At 71.6% G+C, this 20,534-nt stretch carries 16 protein-coding genes; 14 read left to right on the top strand and 2 right to left on the bottom strand.

What is annotated here, in order from left to right; genetic code table 11:
• The first annotated feature begins 113 nt into the window (after window positions 1-113).
• The 3 genes from leuA (at window position 114) to M3677_RS06855 (ending at window position 4,043) form a co-directional block, all read left to right on the top strand.
• A complete protein-coding gene (leuA, locus tag M3677_RS06865; RefSeq protein ID WP_251160107.1) occupies window positions 114-1,883 on the top strand; it encodes a 2-isopropylmalate synthase in 1,770 nt (589 codons plus the stop codon).
• A gap of 523 nt (window positions 1,884-2,406) precedes the next feature.
• Window positions 2,407-3,240: a DNA repair protein RecO gene (gene recO, locus M3677_RS06860; RefSeq protein WP_066653894.1), complete on the top strand. Its 834-nt coding sequence runs from the start codon at window positions 2,407-2,409 to the stop codon at window positions 3,238-3,240.
• A complete protein-coding gene (locus M3677_RS06855; protein ID WP_251160106.1) occupies window positions 3,237-4,043 on the top strand; it encodes an isoprenyl transferase in 807 nt (268 codons plus the stop codon). Before recO ends, M3677_RS06855 begins: the two co-directional genes overlap by 4 nt.
• Window positions 4,044-4,150: 107 nt before the next feature.
• On the opposite strand, the gene M3677_RS06850 is transcribed toward M3677_RS06855, so the two are convergent.
• Window positions 4,151-5,062 carry a LysR family transcriptional regulator gene (locus M3677_RS06850; protein ID WP_066653900.1) on the bottom strand — a complete coding sequence of 304 codons (912 nt, stop codon included), beginning with the start codon at window positions 5,060-5,062 and terminating at the stop codon, window positions 4,151-4,153.
• Between the two features lie 70 nt (window positions 5,063-5,132).
• Between M3677_RS06850 and M3677_RS06845 the strand changes: the two genes are divergently transcribed.
• The 4 genes from M3677_RS06845 (at window position 5,133) to M3677_RS06830 (ending at window position 8,801) form a co-directional block, all read left to right on the top strand.
• Window positions 5,133-6,182, top strand: coding sequence for an aminotransferase class V-fold PLP-dependent enzyme (locus M3677_RS06845; RefSeq protein WP_251160105.1), 1,050 nt, complete (start codon window positions 5,133-5,135; stop codon window positions 6,180-6,182).
• A 113-nt stretch (window positions 6,183-6,295) separates the two neighbouring features.
• Window positions 6,296-7,681: a glycine--tRNA ligase gene (locus tag M3677_RS06840; RefSeq protein ID WP_251160104.1), complete on the top strand. Its 1,386-nt coding sequence runs from the start codon at window positions 6,296-6,298 to the stop codon at window positions 7,679-7,681.
• A 218-nt stretch (window positions 7,682-7,899) separates the two neighbouring features.
• Window positions 7,900-8,634, top strand: coding sequence for a DsbA family protein (locus M3677_RS06835; protein WP_066653907.1), 735 nt, complete (start codon window positions 7,900-7,902; stop codon window positions 8,632-8,634).
• A complete protein-coding gene (locus tag M3677_RS06830; protein WP_158407743.1) occupies window positions 8,631-8,801 on the top strand; it encodes a hypothetical protein in 171 nt (56 codons plus the stop codon). The genes M3677_RS06835 and M3677_RS06830 overlap by 4 nt, the downstream gene beginning before the upstream one ends.
• Window positions 8,802-8,809: 8 nt before the next feature.
• Here M3677_RS06830 and M3677_RS06825 read toward each other — a convergent pair whose 3' ends face one another.
• Window positions 8,810-9,292 carry an aminoacyl-tRNA deacylase gene (locus M3677_RS06825; RefSeq protein ID WP_251160103.1) on the bottom strand — a complete coding sequence of 161 codons (483 nt, stop codon included), beginning with the start codon at window positions 9,290-9,292 and terminating at the stop codon, window positions 8,810-8,812.
• Between the two features lie 47 nt (window positions 9,293-9,339).
• Here M3677_RS06825 and dusB point away from each other — a divergent pair, with 47 nt between their 5' ends.
• The 7 genes from dusB (at window position 9,340) to M3677_RS06790 (ending at window position 20,502) form a co-directional block, all read left to right on the top strand.
• The gene (dusB, locus tag M3677_RS06820) at window positions 9,340-10,512 is read left to right on the top strand and encodes a tRNA dihydrouridine synthase DusB (RefSeq protein WP_066653911.1); all 1,173 of its coding nucleotides are present in this window, start codon (window positions 9,340-9,342) and stop codon (window positions 10,510-10,512) included.
• A complete protein-coding gene (locus M3677_RS06815) occupies window positions 10,509-11,798 on the top strand; it encodes a deoxyguanosinetriphosphate triphosphohydrolase (RefSeq protein WP_251160102.1) in 1,290 nt (429 codons plus the stop codon). The genes dusB and M3677_RS06815 overlap by 4 nt, the downstream gene beginning before the upstream one ends.
• A gap of 305 nt (window positions 11,799-12,103) precedes the next feature.
• Window positions 12,104-14,029, top strand: coding sequence for a DNA primase (gene dnaG / locus M3677_RS06810; protein WP_209683000.1), 1,926 nt, complete (start codon window positions 12,104-12,106; stop codon window positions 14,027-14,029).
• 985 nt (window positions 14,030-15,014) lie between these two features.
• Window positions 15,015-16,631 carry an ABC transporter substrate-binding protein gene (locus tag M3677_RS06805; RefSeq protein WP_251160101.1) on the top strand — a complete coding sequence of 539 codons (1,617 nt, stop codon included), beginning with the start codon at window positions 15,015-15,017 and terminating at the stop codon, window positions 16,629-16,631.
• A gap of 117 nt (window positions 16,632-16,748) precedes the next feature.
• Window positions 16,749-17,822, top strand: coding sequence for an ABC transporter permease (locus M3677_RS06800; RefSeq protein ID WP_245171437.1), 1,074 nt, complete (start codon window positions 16,749-16,751; stop codon window positions 17,820-17,822).
• Window positions 17,823-17,824: 2 nt separating this feature from the next.
• Window positions 17,825-18,820 (top strand): ABC transporter permease, encoded by a 996-nt coding sequence (locus tag M3677_RS06795; RefSeq protein ID WP_066653922.1) that lies wholly within the window; start codon window positions 17,825-17,827, stop codon window positions 18,818-18,820.
• A complete protein-coding gene (locus tag M3677_RS06790; RefSeq protein WP_251160100.1) occupies window positions 18,817-20,502 on the top strand; it encodes an ABC transporter ATP-binding protein in 1,686 nt (561 codons plus the stop codon). Before M3677_RS06795 ends, M3677_RS06790 begins: the two co-directional genes overlap by 4 nt.
• Window positions 20,503-20,534: the final 32 nt, after the last annotated feature.

Genomic DNA, 20,534 nt, shown 5'->3' with positions numbered 1-20,534 from the left:
CGCTCCTCCTCCTTCGCTGCCGCGACGAGGCCTGACACACGGCCCACCTCGTCGCGGAGTCCGTCGTGGCCCCCCACAGCGCCGATGCCGGCGAGACGACGAAAGCGACGACCATGCAGAACACCCAGCGCCCCTCCGGGATGCCGATCCACAAGTACGTCCCCTTCCACGAGCAGATCCGCGTCGACCTGCCCGACCGCACCTGGCCGACGAAGCGCATCGACCGGGCGCCTCGGTGGTGCGCGGTGGACCTCCGCGACGGCAACCAGGCCCTGATCGACCCGATGGACTCCGAGCGCAAGCGGACCATGTTCGACCTGCTCGTCCGGATGGGCTACAAGGAGATCGAGGTCGGCTTCCCGAGCGCATCGCAGACCGACTTCGACTTCGTCCGGTCGCTCATCGAGGACGGCGCGATCCCGGACGACGTCACGATCCAGGTGCTGACCCAGGCGCGTGAGCACCTCATCGACCGCACGTACGAGGCGATCGACGGGGCGAAGCAGGCCATCGTGCACCTCTACAACTCGACGTCCATCGTCCAGCGCGAGGTCGTCTTCCGCACCGACGTGCAGGGCGTCGTCGACATCGCCGTCGCGGGCGCCCGGATGTGCAAGGCGGCCGAGGCCCGGCTGCAGCACGGCACGCAGGTGTTCTACGAGTACTCACCGGAGTCCTACACGGGCACCGAGCTCGAGGTCGCGGCGCAGATCTGCAACGCCGTGCTCGAGGTCTTCGAGCCGACCTCCGACCGCAAGGTGATCATCAACCTCCCGGCGACGGTCGAGATGGCCACGCCCAACGTCTACGCCGACTCGATCGAGTGGATGTCGCGCAACCTCGACCACCGCGAGGACGTCATCCTGTCGCTGCACCCGCACAACGACCGCGGCACCGCCGTCGCCGCCGCCGAGCTCGGCTACATGGCCGGGGCGGACCGCATCGAGGGGTGCTTGTTCGGCAACGGCGAGCGCACCGGCAACGTGGACCTCGTCGCCCTCGGCATGAACCTGTTCACGCAGGGCATCGACCCCGAGGTCGACTTCTCGGACATCGACCAGGTCAAGCGCACCGTCGAGTACTGCAACCAGCTGCCGGTGCCCGAGCGGCAGCCCTGGGCCGGCGACCTGGTCTACACGGCGTTCAGCGGTTCGCACCAGGACGCCATCAACAAGGGCTTCGAGGCGATGCAGGCCAAGGCCACCGCCGCGGGGAAGTCCGTCGACGACATCGCCTGGGCGGTGCCGTACCTGCCCGTCGACCCGAAGGACATCGGCCGCTCGTACGAGGCCGTCATCCGCGTCAACTCGCAGTCCGGCAAGGGCGGCGTCGCGTACCTGCTCAAGACCGACCACGCGATCGACCTGCCCCGCAAGCTGCAGATCGAGTTCTCCGGCGTGGTGCAGCAGCGCACCGACACCGAGGGCGGCGAGTTCTCGTCCGACCGGATCTGGGACCTGTTCCGCGACGAGTACCTGCCCGCCGACGACGAGTCGGACAAGTGGGGCCGGTACGAGATCACGAAGACGGCGACGTCGAGCGACTTCGACGGCACCACGGAGCTCCACGTCGCGATGCGTGTCGACGAGGGGTCCGTCGCCGCCGATGCAGTCGGCACCGGTCCGGTCGACGCGTTCCTCACCGTCATGCGGGAGCAGGGCGTCGCGGTCACGCTGTACGACTACTCCGAGCACACGATGAGCGCCTCGGGTGACGCGAAGGCCGCCGCCTACGTCGAGCTCGACGTGGACGGCACGCGGCTGTGGGGCGTCGGGATCGACGCCGACATCGCGACCGCCTCGCTCAAGGCGATCGTCTCCGCGGTGAACCGGGCCGTGCGCGCCGGGGCCGCGACCGGGACGCCGGAGCTGGTCACGGCGTAGGACGCCAGCGCTCTCGGGAGGCGCGGTGCGGGTCCGTCCCACACCGCGCCTCCCGTCTGTGGACGTGTCGTCGACCGGGCGGATCCCGTCACGCTCGGTGTCGTCCGGCGACGGGATCTGCCCGCCGGACGGAACTCACGCGGTGTGTCGTGCCCGCTCGGCGCCGACCGGACAGGACGCCGACGACCGGTCGTCGCGCGGCATCGGCGGTGCCGCGAGCCGGTGGATCCCGTCACGCTCGGCGTCGTCCGGCGTCGGCGGTGCGTCGAGCGGGCGGGTTCGGTCACGCTCGGCGTCGTCCGGCGACGGCGGTGCGTCGAGTGGGCGGGTTCGGTCACGCTCGGCGTCGTCCGGCGACGGGATCTGCCCGCTCGGCAGACCGCGCGCGGCGCGTCTCGCTCGCTCGGCGCTCGGCGCTCGGCGCTCGGCGCTCCGCGCTCGCCGCTCGGGCGACGCCGCGCCGCGCTCGGCGCCGGCCTCGCCGCCGGCACCCGCTGTCGGCGCCGCGGGGGATACTGGGGCAATGCCGCTGTACCGGGACGAGTGCGTCGTGCTGCGCACCCACAAGCTCGGCGAGGCCGACCGCATCGTCACCATGCTGAGCCGGCAGCACGGCAAGATCCGGGCGGTGGCCAAGGGGGTACGGCGCACGGCGTCGAAGTTCGGGTCGCGACTCGAGCCGTTCATGGTCGTCGACGCGCAGTTCTACGAGGGTCGGTCGCTCGACATCGTCACCCAGGCCGAGAGCCTCGGCTCGTACGGCGCCCAGATCGTCACCGACTACGGCGCCTACACGGCGGCCAGCGCCATGGTCGAGACGGCGGACCGGTTGAGCGAGGCGGACGCCGGGCTCCAGCAGTACCTGCTGCTCGTCGGTGCCCTGCGCTCACTGTCCAGGCACGAGCACGTCGTCAGCGCCACGCTCGACTCGTACCTGCTCCGGGCGATGAGCATCGCGGGGTGGGCGCCGTCGTTCGGTGACTGTGCGGTGACGGGGGAGCCCGGGCCGCACACCGCCTTCGTCGTGCAGCTCGGCGGGGTGGTGGCGGACCGTGCAGCGCCGCCCGGGACGCCCCGGCTCGACACCGACACGCTCGGCCTGCTCGGGGCACTGCTCGCCGGGGACTGGTCGACCGTCGACGCCTCCGACGAGCGGACGCGGTCGCGGGCCTCCGGCGTGGTGGCGGCCTACGCCCAGTGGCACCTGGAACGATCGCTCCGGTCACTGCCCCACGTGGACCGCAGTGAACACCCCGCTCCGGTCGCACCGACCCCCGGTGGGGTTCCGGCAGCCGTGGCCGCCACCCCGGCGCCCGCCGTGCCCGTCACGTCCGATCACGAAGGAACACCTGCATGAGCCCACGCCGGTCCGCGTCCGAAGCCGTGTCCGAGGGACTGCGACCCGTCGACTGGACGGGGGAGCAGCCGCCGGCGATCCCGGCGCAGTTCGTCCCGGAGCACGTGGCGATCGTCATGGACGGCAACGGCCGCTGGGCGAACCAGCGCGGCCTGACGCGGGTCGAGGGGCACAAGGCCGGCGAGGCCTCGCTGCTCGACGTCGTCGCCGGCGCGATCCAGATCGGCGTCAAGCACGTCTCGGCGTACGCGTTCTCGACCGAGAACTGGAAGCGGTCGCCGGACGAGGTCCGCTTCCTGATGGGCTTCAACCGCGAGGTCATCCACCGCCGTCGCGACCAGCTGCACGCGTGGGGTGTCCGCGTGCGGTGGGCCGGCCGGCGACCCCGGCTCTGGCGGAGCGTCGTCGACGAGCTGCAGACCGCGGAGCTGATGACCGCCGACAACGACGTCTGCACCCTCACGATGTGCGTCAACTACGGCGGGCGGAACGAGATCGTCGACGCGGTCCGGGGCATGGCCGAGGACGTCGCCGCCGGTCGGATGAAGCCGAGCCAGGTGACGGAGAAGGCCCTGGCGAAGCGGCTCTACGTGCCCGAGCTGCCCGACGTGGACCTGTTCCTGCGGAGCTCGGGCGAGCAGCGGACGTCGAACTTCATGCTGTGGCAGTCCGCGTACGCGGAGATGGTGTTCCTCGACCAGCTCTGGCCGGACTTCCGCCGCACCGACCTGTGGGGAGCGATCGAGGAGTACGCGCGCCGCGACCGACGCTACGGCGGCGCGGTGGACGCACCGACCGCCTGACGGGAGGCCCGTGGCGGGGCCGCCACGGGCCTCCCGTCCGACCCGCGGCCGGCCGGGCGGCCGTCGGTGCCGACACGAGACCCGTGCCACGGACAGCGCGCCGCGCCTCACGTGAGCAGGTGCGCCACCCCACGGACCGCCTCCAGCGCCGCCCGCACGCTCGGCACGCGGTCCGCGCCGCGGGCGACCACGACCTCGACCCGTCGTGCCAGCGCGTCGTCGGCCGGCGTGACCGCCACACCGGACGGTACGACGGTGGTCGACAGCGCCAGCCGGGGCAGCAGGGCGACGCCGAGTCCGGCCGCGACCAGCCCGACGACCGCCGCGGCGTTGTCGGTCTCGAGCACGATCTCCGGCGTGAACCCGGACGCCGCGCACGACGCGAGCAGGTGCCCGCGGCACCGCGGACAACCGCCGATCCACCGGGCGTCCCGGAACGCGGCGAGGTCGGCTGCCCGGTCCCCGGGCGGCACCGCACCCGCGGCGGTGACGAGCGCGAGCGGATCGCGCCCGAGCACGCGCGTGGTCAGGGTCGGATCGTTCGCGGAGTCGTCCTGCAGTGCGTGCGAGAAGGTCAGGGCGACGTCGACCTCGCCGCGCCGGAGCAGTTCGACGGCCTCGGGGGGCTCGGCCTCGACGTACGACGTCACCACCCCGGGGCTGTCCGTCGCCAGCGCCGCGAGCACCGGGGGCACGAGGGTCGACGACGCGCTCGGGAAGCCGGCGAGCCGCACCCGCCCGCGGGCGAGACCGCCGACCGCGTCGAGGTCCTCTCGTGCTGCGGCCAGGGCCGCCTCGACGTGCAGGGCGTGGTCGGCGAGGACGCGTCCGGACTCCGTCAGGGTCGCGCCGCGGCCGCCGCGGAGCACGAGGTCGTGCCCGAGCCGCTGTTCGGCGCGTGTGAGCAACTGGCTGACGGCGGGCTGGCTGTAGCCGAGCGCCGCGGCCGCACGGCTGATCGACCCGCCGTCACGCACGGCGAGCAGGACCCGGAGCAGCTGCGGTTCGATGGACTCCACAACACGATGTTATGGGTCCCCGAAGAAGCCTGCCCTGGCGTGATGGTGCCGGCCGTCGGAGCCTGGGGGCATGGACTCCTTCGTCGACGGATCGGGCTACCTCGCCGCCTGCACCGCCGGGCTCCCCACGCTCGGCACCCTCGCCGCACAGCGGTCGGACCTCGATGCGTGGTCGCGCGCCGAGACCTCGCCCGCGACGTACGGTGCCCTGGTCGAGGAGGGCCGCGCGCTCTTCGCCGACATCGTCGGCGTGGACGCCGCACGGGTGGCGACGGGGTCGCAGACCTCGGCGATGGTGGCACTCGTCGCTGCGTCACTGCCGGACGGTGCCGAGGTCGTCGTCCCCGACGGCGACTTCTCGTCCGTCGTCTTCCCGTTCCTCGTCCAGGCGCACCGCGGCGTCACGGTCCGCAGTGTCCCGCTCGAGCGACTCGCCGACGCCGTCCGCCCGGGCACCGCGCTCGTCGCCTGGTCCGCCGTGCAGTCCGCCACCGGCGTGGTGACCGACCCCGCCCCGGTCCTCGACGTGGCGCGCGCCGCCGGTGCCCTCACCCTCTGCGACCTCACCCAGGCCGCGGGCGTCCTGCCGGTGTCCGCCGCGCCGTTCGACGTCACGGTCACGCACGCCTACAAGTGGTTGTGCGCACCGCGCGGCGTCGCCTTCGCGACGTTCTCCGACGCGGCGCTGGAGCGCGTCCGCCCCGTGCAGGCCGGCTGGTACGCGGGAGCGGACGTCTGGTCCTCGTGCTACGGCCCGACCATGCAGCTCGCCGACGACGCCCGCCGTTTCGACGTGTCCCCGGCATGGCAGGCGTGGCCGGGGGCGGTCGCCGCCCTGCGACACCTCGCGTCCGTCGACGCCGGTTCGGCCTGGAGGCACGCGACCGGTCGCACGGACCGGCTCGCCGACGCGCTCGGGACGCCCCGATCCGGTCAGGCGATCACGACCTTCCCCGACCCGGACGGGTCGGCCCTCCGCGCCCTGACCGCGGCGGGGGTCACGGCGAGCGGACGGGCGGGCCGGCTGCGCCTGGCCTTCCACCTGTGGAACGACGACGCCGACGTCGACCGGGTCGTCGCGGTGCTGGGCGCGGTGGAGGGGTTCCGTCCCGCGGGGTGAGCCGGGCCGTCCACGGGTGCGCGACCGGCGTCCGTCGGTCGCCGCGGGGCCGGTACGCTTGCCCGGTACCGTTCCCGCACCGGGCACCCAGTCCGGCGAACTCAGGAGTCCTCTTGGCACCGTCCTCCCGTCTCGACAGCGTCATCGCCCTGGCCAAGGGCCGTGGCTTCGTCTTCCAGTCGGGGGAGATCTACGGCGGATCCCGCTCCGCGTGGGACTACGGGCCCCTCGGCGTCGAGCTGAAGGAGAACATCAAGCGCCAGTGGTGGCAGCGGTTCGTCCGCGGCCGCGGCGACATGGTCGGCCTCGACTCCGCCGTGATCCTGCCCCGCAAGGTGTGGGAGGCCTCGGGTCACGTCGCCACCTTCACCGACCCGCTCGTCGAGTGCCTGCACTGCCACCACCGGTTCCGCGAAGACCACCTGCTCGAGGTGTTCGAGGCGAAGAAGGGTCGAGCGCCCGAGGGCGGCATGGCCGAGGTGCCGTGCCCGAACTGCGGCACCCGCGGTGAGTGGACCGAGCCGCGCGAGTTCTCCGGCATGCTCAAGACCTACCTCGGCCCGGTCGAGTCCGAGGAAGGGCTGAACTTCCTCCGCCCGGAGACGGCGCAGGGCATCTTCGTCGACTTCGCGCAGGTCGTCACGACGAGCCGCATGAAGCCCCCGTTCGGCATCGGCCAGGTCGGCAAGGCGTTCCGCAACGAGATCACGCCCGGCAACTTCATCTTCCGCACGCGCGAGTTCGAGCAGATGGAGATCGAGTACTTCGTGCCGCCGGCCGACGTCGACACCCACTACGAGCAGTGGATCGCCGACGCGGTGGCGTTCTTCACCGACCTCGGCATCGACCCCGAGAACCTGCGACGCTTCGACGTGCCCGACGGCGAGCGCGCGCACTACTCGGACGCCACCGCGGACATCGAGTACCGCTTCGGGTTCGCCGGCTCCGAGTGGGGCGAGCTCATGGGCGTCGCGAACCGCACCGACTTCGACCTGAACAACCACATCGAGTCGTCGGGCAAGGACCTGCGCTTCTTCGACCAGGCCGCGAACGAGAAGTACGTGCCCTACGTCATCGAGCCGTCGTTCGGGCTCACCCGTGCGCTCATGGCGTTCCTGCTCGACGCGTACCACGAGGACGAGGCCCCGAACGCGAAGGGCGGCGTCGACAAGCGCACCGTCCTGCGCCTCGACCCGCGGCTGGCGCCGGTCAAGGCCGCGGTGCTCCCGCTGTCCCGCAACGAGCAGCTGTCGCCGGTGGCGCGCGGGCTCGCCGACGACCTGCGGAAGCACTGGAACGTCGACTTCGACGACGCCGGCGCGATCGGTCGTCGCTACCGTCGCCACGACGAGATCGGCACGCCGTTCTGCATCACGGTCGACTTCGACACGCTCGACGACAAGGCGGTCACGGTGCGTGAGCGCGACACCATGTCGCAGGAGCGCGTCTCGCTCGACCAGCTGCAGGGCTACCTGGCGCAGCGCCTCCTCGGCGCGTAGCGCGCGCGGCTGCTGCGGCAGCACCTGCCGGCCGCGGTCAGCGATCGCCGGTGCGACCTGCCGCTGCACAACCGAAAGCACCCCGGACCACGGAATCCCGTTGTTCGGGGTGCCTCTCGTTGTGCACGGCGCACGAGACACGGCGCACGAGACACGGTGCGCGAGGAGCGGGTCGTGACCGCGGGAATGCGCGGGCAGGGGCCGGGCTTGCACCTCGTGTGAACGAGTCTGTGAAGGTCGATGTCTGGTCGGACATCGCATGCCCCTGGTGCTACATCGGCAAGCGGAAGTTCGAGGCCGGCGTCGCCGCGTTCGCCTCCTCGCCCGAGGCCCAGCCGGTCGAGGTCGAGTACCACTCGTTCGAGCTGAGCCCGGACACCCCGGTCGACTTCGAGGGCACCGAGGCCGAGTTCCTCTCGCAGCACAAGGGCCTGCCGGTGCAGCAGGCACAGCAGATGATCGACCAGGTCGCCGGCATCGCCTCGTCCGTCGGGCTGCACTACGACTACGACGCACTGCGCCACACGAACACCGTCAAGGCGCACCAGGTCATCCACCTGGCGAAGCAGCACGGCAAGCAGCTCGAGATGGTCGAGCGCCTCTTCACCGCGTACTTCGAGCGCGGCGAGCACGTCGGACAGGACGAGTCCCTGGCCGACCTCGGCGCCTCGATCGGTCTGGACCGCGACGAGGTCCTGGCGACCCTGCGCGACGACGCCCAGCTCGCCGCCGTCCGGGCCGACCAGGCCCAGGCGCAGGCGTTCGGGATCAACGGCGTCCCGTTCTTCGTCATCGACGGCAAGTACGGCGTCTCCGGCGCACAGGACCCGGCGGCGTTCGAGCAGGTGCTCCGCCAGGTCGTCGCGCTCCGCGACGTGACGCCCGAGGAGCTCGCGGCGCAGCAGCAGCGTGCCGCGGACGACGCGACCGCGGACGCGGAGGCGACCCGGTGACCGGCGTGACGACGACCGGCCCGGTCGAGCCGGGCCTCCAGGCCGACGACCGGGAGGCGCGACCCGCCCTGCTCACGCTCGTCACGCCCGGCGGTGCGCCGGTCTGCGAGGGTGACAGTTGCTTCGTCCCCGGTGCCGAGGGCGACTGGACCGAGGTCCCCGACTGAGCCGTCCGCTAGCGGACGGGCTCCTCGTCGGTGATGTCGGCGACGGTCGCGTCGTAGGCGGCGACGAGCGCGTCACCGTCGACGAAGGCACTCGCGCCGTGCCGGCCGGCACCGAGCGCGATGCGGCGGCCCAGGACGCGTTCGTCGGCGTACACCGGCAGGTCGCCGGTCGCGCCGATCGGCGTGATCGTGCCGCGCTCGTAGCCCGAGGCCTCGAGCGCGGTGGCCGCGTCGGGCATCGACAGCTTGTTGACGCCGACGACGGCGCGGAGCTTCTTCCAGGCGATGCTGCGGCCGCCCGGCACCAGCGCGAGCAGGAAGCCACCGTCGTGACGCTTGACGACGAGCGTCTTCACGATGTCGCCCGGGTCGATGCCGAGCAGGGCTGCGGCACCCTCGAGGGAGTCGGCGGCGGGGCGCTGGACGACGTCCACCGCGAGCCCTCGGGCGGCGGCGTCGGCGTCGAACCGGGCGATCGCGGAGTCGGTCATGTGGAGAACGCTACCGGCGCGGACACGCGTGGGAGAATGGAGCACGTATGACGATCACCGACGCGCCCACCACGGCGCCCCGCACGGCGAAGCCCCTGCGCATCGGCCCCATCGAGGTCGAGGCGCCGGTCGTGCTCGCGCCGATGGCGGGCATCACGAACATGGCCTACCGCCGGCTCTGCCGCGAGTACGGCGCCGGGCTCTACGTCTGCGAGATGATCACCTCGCGGGCGCTGGTCGAACGCACCCCGGTGTCGATGCAGCTCATCCAGCACCACGAGTCGGAGACGCCGCGGTCCATCCAGCTGTACGGCGTCGAGCCGAACACCGTGGCCGAGGCGGCGACGATCCTGGTGGGCGAGGACCGCGCCGACCACATCGACCTCAACTTCGGGTGTCCGGTGCCGAAGGTCACGCGGAAGGGCGGGGGAGCGGCCCTGCCGTGGAAGACCGACCTCTTCAAGGACCTCGTCGAGAAGACGGTCAAGGCCGCCGGCGACGTCCCGGTCACGGTGAAGATGCGCAAGGGCATCGACGCCGACCACCTGACCTACCTCGACGCGGCACGCATCGCCCGCGACGCCGGTGTCGCCGCGATCTCGCTGCACGCCCGCACCGCGAACGAGCACTACTCGGGGCAGGCGGACTGGTCCGCGATCGCCACGTTGAAGGAGACGATCACCGACATCCCGGTGCTCGGCAACGGCGACATCTGGTCCGCCGCCGACGCCCTGCGCATGGTCGACGAGACCGGCTGCGACGGTGTCGTGGTCGGCCGCGGCTGCCTGGGTCGGCCGTGGCTGTTCGGCGACCTGGCGGCGGCGTTCCGCGGTGAGGACGTGCGCGCGATGCCCTCGCTCGGCGACGTCGCGACCGCCTTCCGTCGACACACCGAGCTGCTCGTCGAGTTCTTCGGGTCCGAGGACCACGGGTGCCGCGACGCCCGGAAGCACGTCTCCTGGTACTTCAAGGGGTACCCGATCGGCGGCGACGTCCGCTCGGCGCTCTCCATGGCCTCGAGCCTGCAGGAGATCGACGACCTGCTCGGGCAGCTCGACTGGTCGGCGCCGTACCCCGGTGCCGACGTCGAGGGCCCGCGAGGCCGCGCCGGGCACCCGAAGCGCACGGCGCTGCCGGACCGCTGGCTCGAGTCGCGCGACGTGGACGCCGAGTTCCGCAAGGTCCTCGCCGCCGCCGAGCTGCACCACAGCGGCGGATGAGCGCCACCGCTTCGTACGGGCCGGCCGACGCGGAGCGCTGGCTGCCCGAGACCCACGGCAGCCGTCGCTCCGACTTCGCCCGGGACCGTGCCCGCCTGCTGCACTCGAGCGCGCTCCGACGCCTCGCCGCGAAGACCCAGGTGCTCAGCCCGACCACCGGACTCGACTTCGCCCGCAACCGCCTGACGCACTCGCTCGAGGTCGCGCAGGTCGGGCGCGAGCTCGCCGACTCCCTCGGGCTCGACCCCGACGTCGTCGACACCGCGTGCCTGGCGCACGACATCGGGCACCCGCCGTTCGGGCACAACGGCGAGACCGCCGTCAACGCCTGGGCGGCGGACATCGGCGGCTTCGAGGGCAACGCCCAGACGCTGCGGTTGCTGACCCGCCTCGAGCCGAAGGTCTACGGCGACGGGCCGGACGACGAGCGTCCGTACGGGCTCAACCTGACCCGGGCCTCGCTCGACGCGAGCTGCAAGTACCCGTGGCCGGCGGCGCAGGGCGTCGCCGAGGCATCGTCGGGGCGCACCAAGTTCGGGTTCTACGACGACGACCACGACGCCTTCGCGTGGCTCCGGCGCGGTGCTCCGCGTCGGCAGCGGTGCATCGAGGCGCAGGTCATGGACCTGTCCGACGACATCGCCTACTCGGTGCACGACTTCGAGGACGCCGTCGTCGCGGGCTTCATCGACGTCGCGGCCCTGGGCGACCGGGTCGGCGAGAACGACATCGTCACCGCGATGCACGCCTGGGTCGGGTCGGACCTCAGCCGTGACGAACTGCTCGAGGCCTTCGACCGACTCCGGTCGCTGCCGCTGTGGATGACGTCGTACGACGGGTCGCGGCGGGACATGGCGCGGCTCAAGAACCTCACCTCGCAGCTCATCGGACGGTTCGCGCGGACGGCGACGGCGGCGACTCGCGAGTCCTACGCGTCCGGGTCCCTCGTGCGGTTCGCGGCCTCGGTCGTCACCCCGCCGGAGATCATCGGCGAGATCGCGGTGCTGAAGGGCATCGTCGCGGCGTTCGTCATGACGCAGGGCAATCGGCAGCCCGTGTACGAGGACCAGCGTCGCGTGCTCACCGAGTTGCTCGACGCCCTGGCGGCGACGGGCAGTGCGGACCTCGAGCCGGGCTTCGCGGCGGACTGGCGTTCGGCGTCCGACGACGCCGGGCGGCTGCGGGCCGTGGTCGACCAGGTCGCGAGCCTGACGGACCAGGGGGCGCTGGCGTGGCACAAGCGACTCGTGGTGGGGGACCGGGAGACGACGCACATCGCGGTCTGACGCCGGCGTGCGGGACGCCGGCGTGCGGGACGCCGCCGCGTGGGACGCCGCCGTGCGAGACGCCGCCGTGAGGGCGAGACGCGGTCGAATTTGTGTCCGGTTCGTCGACCCGGCACCGTCTCGGGCGGACGGCGCCGTCTCGGTCGGACCGGAGTGGCTCCTGCCCGGCCGCCGCGCGTGTCGACGTGCGCACCGACCGAGGTGGGGCGCGTGCTGGTCGTGCACCGCGCCTCCCGGCCGTCGTGCTCTCCACAGGCGGACACGGACCGTCCTCCGGCACCGGCCGCACGAACTAGGATCGAGGGGTGGCTGGCAGGATCGCGCGGAACGACATCGACGAGGTCCGCTCGCGTGTCAACATCGCCGACGTCGTCGGCGACCACGTCACGCTGAAGTCGGCGGGCGTCGGCTCGCTGAAGGGGCTCTGCCCGTTCCACGACGAGCGCTCCCCGTCGTTCCACGTGCGGCCGCAGGTCGGCCGGTACCACTGCTTCGGGTGCGGCGAGGACGGCGACGTCTTCGAGTTCATCATCAAGATGGACCACACGACGTTCCAGGAAGCGGTCGAGCGCATGGCCGCGAAGATCGGCTTCACGCTCCACTACGAAGAGGGCGACGGCCCGCGCACCGACTACAACCAGCGCGCGCGGCTGATCGCCGCGAACGAGGCAGCGCTCGAGTTCTACCAGTCGCAGCTCACCTCGGCGGCTGCCGAGCCCGCGCGACGCTTCCTCGGGGAGCGCGGCTTCGACCCCGCGGCAGCGCAGCACTTCGGCGTGGGCTTCGCGCCGCAGTCGTACGACGCCACGCGTGAGCACCTGCGGGGCCGTGGGTTCTCGATGGACGAGATCCTCGCGGCGGGACTCGCCGGACAGGGTGACCGCTCGCCGTACGACCGGTTCCGCGGACGCCTCGTGTGGCCGATCCGTGACGTGACCGGTGCGACGATCGGCTTCGGCGCGCGTCGGCTGCTCGACGACGACAAGGGCCCGAAGTACCTCAACACCCCCGAGACGCCGATCTACCACAAGAGCCAGGTCCTCTACGGGCTCGACCTCGCCCGGAAGGACATCTCCAAGGGCAAGCAGGTCGTGATCGTCGAGGGCTACACCGACGTCATGGCGTGCCACCTCGCCGGTGTGACGACCGCCGTCGCGACGTGCGGCACCTCGTTCGGTGTCGACCACATCAAGGTCCTCCGGCCGATGCTCGGCGACGTCAGCGGTGCCGACCCGAACGCCAACGGCGAGGTGGTCTTCACGTTCGACCCCGACGAGGCCGGGCAGCGTGCCGCCTCGCGGGCGTTCGCCGAGGAGCAGCGCTTCGCAGCGCAGACCTACGTCGCGGTGGCTCCCGGCGGGCTCGACCCGTGCGACCTCCGACTCGCGCGGGGCGACGACGCGATCCGCCGGCTCGTCAGCGCGAAGCGCCCGATGTTCGAGTTCATGATCCGTCGGACGCTCGACGGCCACGACCTCGAGACCGTCGAGGGGCGGGTCAGCGCACTGCGGGCCGCCGCGCCGGTCCTCGCCGGGATCCGCGACCGCTCCCTCACGCAGGGGTACGTCCGCGAACTCGCCGGGTGGCTCGGCATGGACATCCCGGACGTCCGGCGGGCGGTCGACTCGGCGCGTCAGCGCGCGTCCGCAGCGCGCACCGACCGGACGGGAGGCCCGGTGCCGGTCGGTCAGGCCGGTCCCGGTGGCGAGCTGGTCGCCCCGCCCGAGGAGCCCGTGGCCGGTCTGCGGCTGCTGCCGAACGACCCGATCACCCGGATGGAGCGCGACGCCGTGATGGCGATGGTGCAGCAGCCCGGGTACGTGGGCGCACCGCTCATCTGGCTCGCGGCCGGCGCGACGTTCTCGGCGCCGATGCTGTCGGTCGTGCGGGACGCCGTGGTCGCCAACGTCGACTCGATCGGTGCGGGGGACTGGCTCGACCGGTTGCTGCAGGACGTGCCGGCGCCGTTCCGCGGTCTCGTGCAGGAGCTCGCACTCGCGCCGATCCCGGCTCGCACCGACGAGGACCTGGCGCTCTACGCCCGGAGCATCGTCGTGGCCCTGGTCGAGCGGGACCTGCTCGCCCGCAAGGCCTCGCTGCTCGGGCAGTTGCAGCGGGCCGACCCGCACGAGCAGTCCGACCGGCGCGCCGAGATCCAGCGCCAGCTCGTCGACATCGACGCGCAGCGGATGCGCCTCCGCGCCGACGCCGAGGCGGCAGCGCAGGGCTGAGCCGTTCCGCGAGGGGCGGCAGCGCGTCGTCGCCCGGCCACTCGTGCTGGCCCGCTCGGTCGCGCGACCACTCGTGCTGGCCCGCACGGTCGCGCGGCGACTCGTGCTGGACCCCAGGGTCGCGCGACCACTCGTGCTGGACCCCAGGGTCACGCGGCCACTCGTGCTGGACCCCAGGGTCGCGCGACCTGCCGCGTTGGGTCGATCTGGTCGCAGGACTCGCCGCCGCGACCCGAACTGAGCGGCAGGTCACGCGACCAGGGCGCGAGCACCATCCGCCGTCGCCGTCGCCGTCGCCGTCGCCGTCGCCGTCGCAGCCGCCGTCGCAGCGGGCAGGGATCGCCGCGTGGATGACGTCGAGCGGGTGGGGATCGGTGCCCGGAGACGCCGAGGGTGACGTACTCCGCCCGCTCGGTGTCCCGCCGTGGCCCGGCCGCTCGCACTGGCCGTTCCGGTCGCACGACGTGCCGTGTGCGGTCGTCCTGGTCGCACGACCCGCCGCCGCGGCCCGAACTGAGCGGCACGTCGTGCAACCCGAACGCGAGCACCACCGACCGGCGCCGGGGGGGGGGGGCAGGACGTGCCGCGCGCGTGACGTCGGGTGGGTGGGATGTGTCGGCCGGGGAGGTCGAGCGTGACGGATCTCGCCCGCTCGGCAGCGGGCAGCCGGCAGCGGGCAGCGGGCAGCCGGCAGCGGGCAGCGGGCAGCCGGCCGCAGGCAGCCGCCCGCCCGCCCGGTGGCAGGCAGCGGCCGCCCCCGTCCCCGTTGCACCACGCAACTTTCGTGCGCGACACGCCGCTCCGTGACGCGCGCATCATGCGCCACGCGACGCGGTCGTGCATTACAAGGGTGTAAACAAATGTCCCTCGAATCGTGGACTTCCGTGTCAGGGTGGTACCAATGAGCGTTCCCGGCGGGCCTCACAGTCGATCCACCGCCCTCCGCGGGACCCCTTGCGAACCATCACCGAGAGAGAGAGCGGACATGGCATCCGTATCCAAGTGGGGCAGGCGCGGCATCGCGCTCGGCGCCGGGGCAGCAGCGACGGCGCTGGTGCTGACGGGCTGCGCGAGCAGCAGCGTCTCCGACACCGACCTCAACGGCCTGAGCATCGGCACGACGGACAAGGTCACGTCCCTCGATCCGGCCGGGTCCTACGACAACGGCTCCTTCGCCGTGCAGAACCAGGTGTTCCCGTTCCTGATGAACACCCCCGTCGGCAGCCCCGACGTCAAGCCGGACATCGCCGAGAGCGGCGAGTTCACGAACGACACGACCTACACGGTGAAGCTCAAGAGCGGGCTGAAGTTCGCGAACGGCAACGACCTCACCTCGAGTGACGTCAAGTTCTCGTTCGAGCGCGAGCTGAAGATCAACAACGAGAACGGTCCGCAGTCGCTGCTCGCCAACCTCAAGAGCATCGAGACCCCGGACGACACCACGGTCGTCTTCAACCTCGACCACGCCGACCAGACCTGGCCGCAGGTGCTCTCGAGCCCCGCAGGCCCGATCGTCGACGAGCAGGTCTTCTCGGCGGACGAGCTCACCCCGGCGGCGGACATCGTCAAGGGCAAGGCGTTCGCCGGGCAGTACGAGATCACCTCGTACAAGGAGAACGACACCATCCAGTACTCGGCGAACCCCGAGTACGACGGGCTCCTCGGCAAGGCGAAGACCAAGGAGGTCACCGCCAGCTACTACACCAAGGAGACCGACCTGAAGCTCGCCGTGCAGAAGGGCGACGTCGACGTGGCGTACCGCTCGCTGACGCCGACCGACATCGCCGACCTGCGCAAGGACGACTCCGTCAAGGTCACCGACGGCCCCGGTGGCGAGATCCGCTACCTGGTCTTCAACTTCAACACGCAGCCGTTCGGCGCGAGCCAGTCCGACGCGGACGAGGCGAAGGCCCTCGCCGTGCGCCAGGCCGTGGCCGACGTCGTCGACCGCGAGAAGCTCGCGAAGGACGTCTACAACAACACGTACTCGCCGGTCTACTCGATGGTGCCGGACGGCCTGACCGGTGCCGCGAAGCCGTTCGAGGAGCTCTACGGCAACGGCAAGGGCGGCCCCGACGTCGACAAGGCGAAGGAGACGCTGTCGAAGGCCGGTGTCACCGGCAAGGTGCAGCTCGACATCCAGTACGCGCCCGACCACTACGGTTCGACGTCGGACGACGAGTACGCCGAGCTCAAGACGCAGCTCGAGAACTCGGGCCTGTTCTCCGTGAAGATCCAGTCGACGGTCTACACGACCTACGCGCAGGAGCGGACGAAGGACTCCTACCCGGTGTACCAGCTCGGGTGGTTCCCGGACTTCTCGGACGCCGACAACTACCTGTCGCCGTTCTTCACGAAGGACAACTTCGTGCAGAACCACTACGACGACCCGGAGATCCAGAAGCTGATCTCCGAGGAGCAGCAGGAGTCCGACAAGGACAAGCGCGCGCAGCTCATCGAGCAGGCGCAGGAGCGCGAGGCCACGCAGATCTCGACGCTGCCGCTCCTGCAGGGCAAGTCCGTGGCGGTCGCGGGCAAGGACGTCAAGGGCCTGACCCTCGACTCCTCGTACAAGTTCCGCTACGCCACCCTCTCCAAGTAACACCGGCGTCGGCCCACGGGGGCGTTCCCACGAGGAGCGCCCCCGTGGCCACGTCCCGAACGGCACCGAAAGGCACCCGTCCCCGTGACCCTCAGCACCCCCGAGGCGACACCGGAGCTGGCCACCGACCCCACCAAGCCCCAGGCACAGCGACGTGCCCGTGGGCAGGGCGGCGGGCTCGGTCGGTACATCCTGGTCCGCTTCCTCCTCATCTTCCCGACGGTGTTCATCCTGGTGACGCTCGTCTTCTTCCTGATGCGCGTCATCGGGAACCCGATCACCGCCTCGGTCGGTGGCCGTCTGACGCCCTCGCAGCTCCAGGAACGTCTGCACGCCGCCGGCTACGACCGGCCGGTCATCGTCCAGTACCTCGAGTACCTCGGCGGCATCGTGCGCGGGGACTTCGGCACGACGTCGACCGACAACCGTCCGATCACCGAGGTCATCGTCACGTACGGCGGCGCGACCGCGGAGCTGGTCTTCTACGCGCTCATCGTCGCCCTCGTCCTCGGCATCCCGCTCGGCATGCTCGCGGCGTACGTCCGCGACAAGTGGCCGGACGTGCTGTTCCGAGCGCTCGCGATCCTGACGTACGCGACGCCGGTGTTCTTCGGCGGTCTGCTCCTCAAGCTCGTCTTCTCCGTCTGGCTCGGCTGGCTGCCGCTCGGTGACCGCGCCTCCACCCGGGTGTCGCTCATCCTCGACAACATCCCGGGTGCCACCGGCATCTACCTCATCGACGCACTCCGCACCGGCAACGCGCAGGTGATCGGCGACGTACTGTCGCACGCCGTCCTGCCCGCGCTGACGCTCGGCCTGCTCACCGCCGGCATCTTCCTGCGTCTGGTCCGTGCCAACATGATCGGCTCGCTCGGATCCGAGTACGTCGACGCGGCCCGCTCGCGCGGCGTCCGGGAGGCCCGGCTCGTCCGGACGCACGCCTTCCGTCCGGCGCTGGTCCCGATCATCACCGTGATGGGTCTGCAGATCGCCATGCTGCTCGGTGGGTCGGTGCTCACCGAGACCACGTTCGGCTGGCGCGGGCTCGGTTTCCAGCTCAACCAGTACCTGTCGGCCCGCGACTTCGTCGCGGTCCAGGGCATCGTCGCGATGCTCGCCGTGATCGTCGCCGTGACGAACTTCGTCGTCGACGTCGTCGCGGCGCTGATCGACCCGAGAGTGAGGTTCTAGCGATGGCCGACACCTCGCTCGTCGACCGCCACGAGCCGCTCTGGAAGCGGCTGCCCGTGGTGGTCCAGCTCCGCAGGAGCACCGGCTGGCAGCGCGCCATGCTCATCACCGGCGTGGTCATCTGCGCCCTGTACCTGATCGTCGCCCTCGCCGCGCCGCTCATCGCCCCGTACGGCTTCGGTCAGCTGCAGGGCGCCGACGGCCAGGGCTTCCCGCGCACCGCCCCGCCGAGCGCCGAGCACGTCTGGGGCACCACGGTCGGTGGCTTCGACGTGTTCAGCCGCGTCGTCTTCGGCGCGCGCACCGCGGTGCTCGTCGTCATCGTCGCGGTCGTCGTGTCGATCACGATCGGGGTCATCCTCGGCATGGTGTCGGGGTACGTCGGCGGCTGGCTCGACCGGGTCCTCGTCGTCGTCGCCGACGCGATCTACGCGTTCCCCTCGCTGCTGCTCGCCATCGTCGTGTCGATCGTCATCTCCGGCGGCAACTCGAGCTACACGGGCGGCATCGTCGCGGCGGCGATCTCGATCACCGTCGTCTACGTCCCGCAGTACTTCCGGGTCGTGCGTGCCGAGGCGGTGCGCCTGAAGAACGAGGCGTTCGTCGAGTCCGCGCGGGTCATCGGCACGAACCCGTGGCGCATCATGACCCGCCACGTGCTGCGCAACAGCACCAGGAGCCTGCCGCTCATCCTGACGCTGAACGCCTCCGACGCGATCCTCACCCTGGCCGGCCTCGGCTTCCTCGGGTTCGGCATCGGCCCGACCAGCGGCGCGGAGTGGGGCTACGACCTCAGCCGCGCGCTGTCGGACGTCGCGTCGGGCGTCTGGTGGACCGGTGTGTTCCCCGGCGTCGCGATCGTCGTGCTCGTGCTCGGCGTGACCTTCATCGGCGAGAGCCTCAACGACATCTCGGACCCGCGCCTGCGCGCCCGGAGGAGGCTGAAGCAGCTGGTCTCGCGGAAGCAGGCCGCCAGCACGGAAGGGGCGACGGCATGACCGACGCAGCGAACGACCAGCAGGACCGACCGGTCGCGGTCGTCGACGACCTGACCGTCACCTTCGCGACCGACGGCGGTGCCGTCGACGCGGTCAAGGGCGTCAGTCTCGACGTCCGTCCGGGCGAGGTCCTCGCGCTGGTCGGCGAGTCCGGCTCCGGCAAGTCGGTCACGGCCCGCAGCATGCTGCGGCTGATGCCCGAGACGGCGACGCTCGGTGGTGCGGTGTACCTCGACGGCACCGACGTGGTCAGCGTCGGGTCGGCCAAGCTCCGCGAACTCCGCGGCACGGCCGGTGCGATGGTCTTCCAGGAGCCGTCGACCGCGCTCAACCCGGTCTTCACGGTGGGGTGGCAGATCGCCGAGGGCCTCCGGGCGCACGGCGGCGTCTCGAAGAAGGACGCCCGCGCGAAGGCGATCGACTACCTGCGACGCGTCGGCATCCCCGACCCGGAGACGCGGGTCGACCACTACCCGCACCAGTTCTCCGGCGGGCAGAAGCAGCGCGTTGTCATCGCGAGTGCACTGGCCCTCGAGCCGAGCGTGATCATCGCCGACGAGCCGACCACCGCGCTCGACGTCACCGTGCAGGCCGAGATCCTCGACCTGCTCCGGCGCTGCCGCGACGAGTTCGGCGCCGCCATCGTCATCATCACGCACAACATGGGCGTGGTCGCCGACCTGGCCGACCGGGTCGCCGTCATGTACCAGGGCGAGGTCGTGGAGGAGGCACCGGTCGCGCAGCTCTTCGCGGACCCGCAGGCCGACTACACGAAGCGCCTGCTCGCCGCCGTGCCCCGGCTGGAGGCCTCGACCGGGACGGCCCGCCGAGCGGTGATCGCGACCGACGTCGAGCCCCTCGTCAGCGCGAAGGGGCTCGAGATCGAGTACCCGGGCCGCCTCGGTTCGCCCGCCTTCAGGGCCGTGAAGGGCGTCGACCTCGACGTCCGTCCCGGCGAGGTGCTCGGGCTGGTGGGGGAGTCGGGCTCCGGCAAGACGACGATCGGTCGGGCCATCGCGGGGCTCACCCGCGTCACCGGCGGGTCGCTCGAGGTCCTCGGCACCGAGATGCTCGGGTACCGCGAGCGGGACTTCAAGCGGCACCGCAAGGACATCGGGTTCGTGTTCCAGGACCCGGCGACCTCGTTCAACCCGCTGCTCACGATCGCCGAGTGCGTCGCCGAGCCGCTCGTCGTGCACGGCGAGGTGCGGAACCCCCGAGCCGCCCGCAAGCGCGTCGGCGAGTTGCTCGAGATGGTGCAGCTCCCGGCGTCCTACGGCGACCGGTACCCGCACGAGCTGTCCGGTGGCCAGCGGCAGCGCGCCTCGCTCGCGCGTTCGATCGCACTCCGGCCGAAGCTGCTCATCGCGGACGAACCGACGAGCGCGCTCGACGTGTCGGTGCAGGCCCGCGTGCTGGAGCTCTTCCTCGAGCTGCAGCAGGACCTCGGGTTCGCGTCGCTGTTCATCAGCCACGACCTCGCGGTCGTCGGCGCACTGTCGGACCGCATCGCGGTGCTGTACCGCGGCGACCTGGTGGAGACGGGCACCACCGCCGAGGTCCTCGGTGCGCCGAAGCACCCCTACACGCAGCGGCTGCTCGCGTCGCTGCCCGTGCCGGACCCGGCGGAACAGGCGGAGCGACGGCGTACGCTGGTGGCACTGGAGAACGCCGGGTCCTGACCCGACGCGACCGGCCGGGAGGCACGGCGTTG

Source organism: Curtobacterium sp. P97 (assembly GCF_023712445.1).
GTDB lineage: Bacteria > Actinomycetota > Actinomycetes > Actinomycetales > Microbacteriaceae > Curtobacterium.
This window is presented reverse-complemented; position numbering and strand designations above follow the sequence as displayed.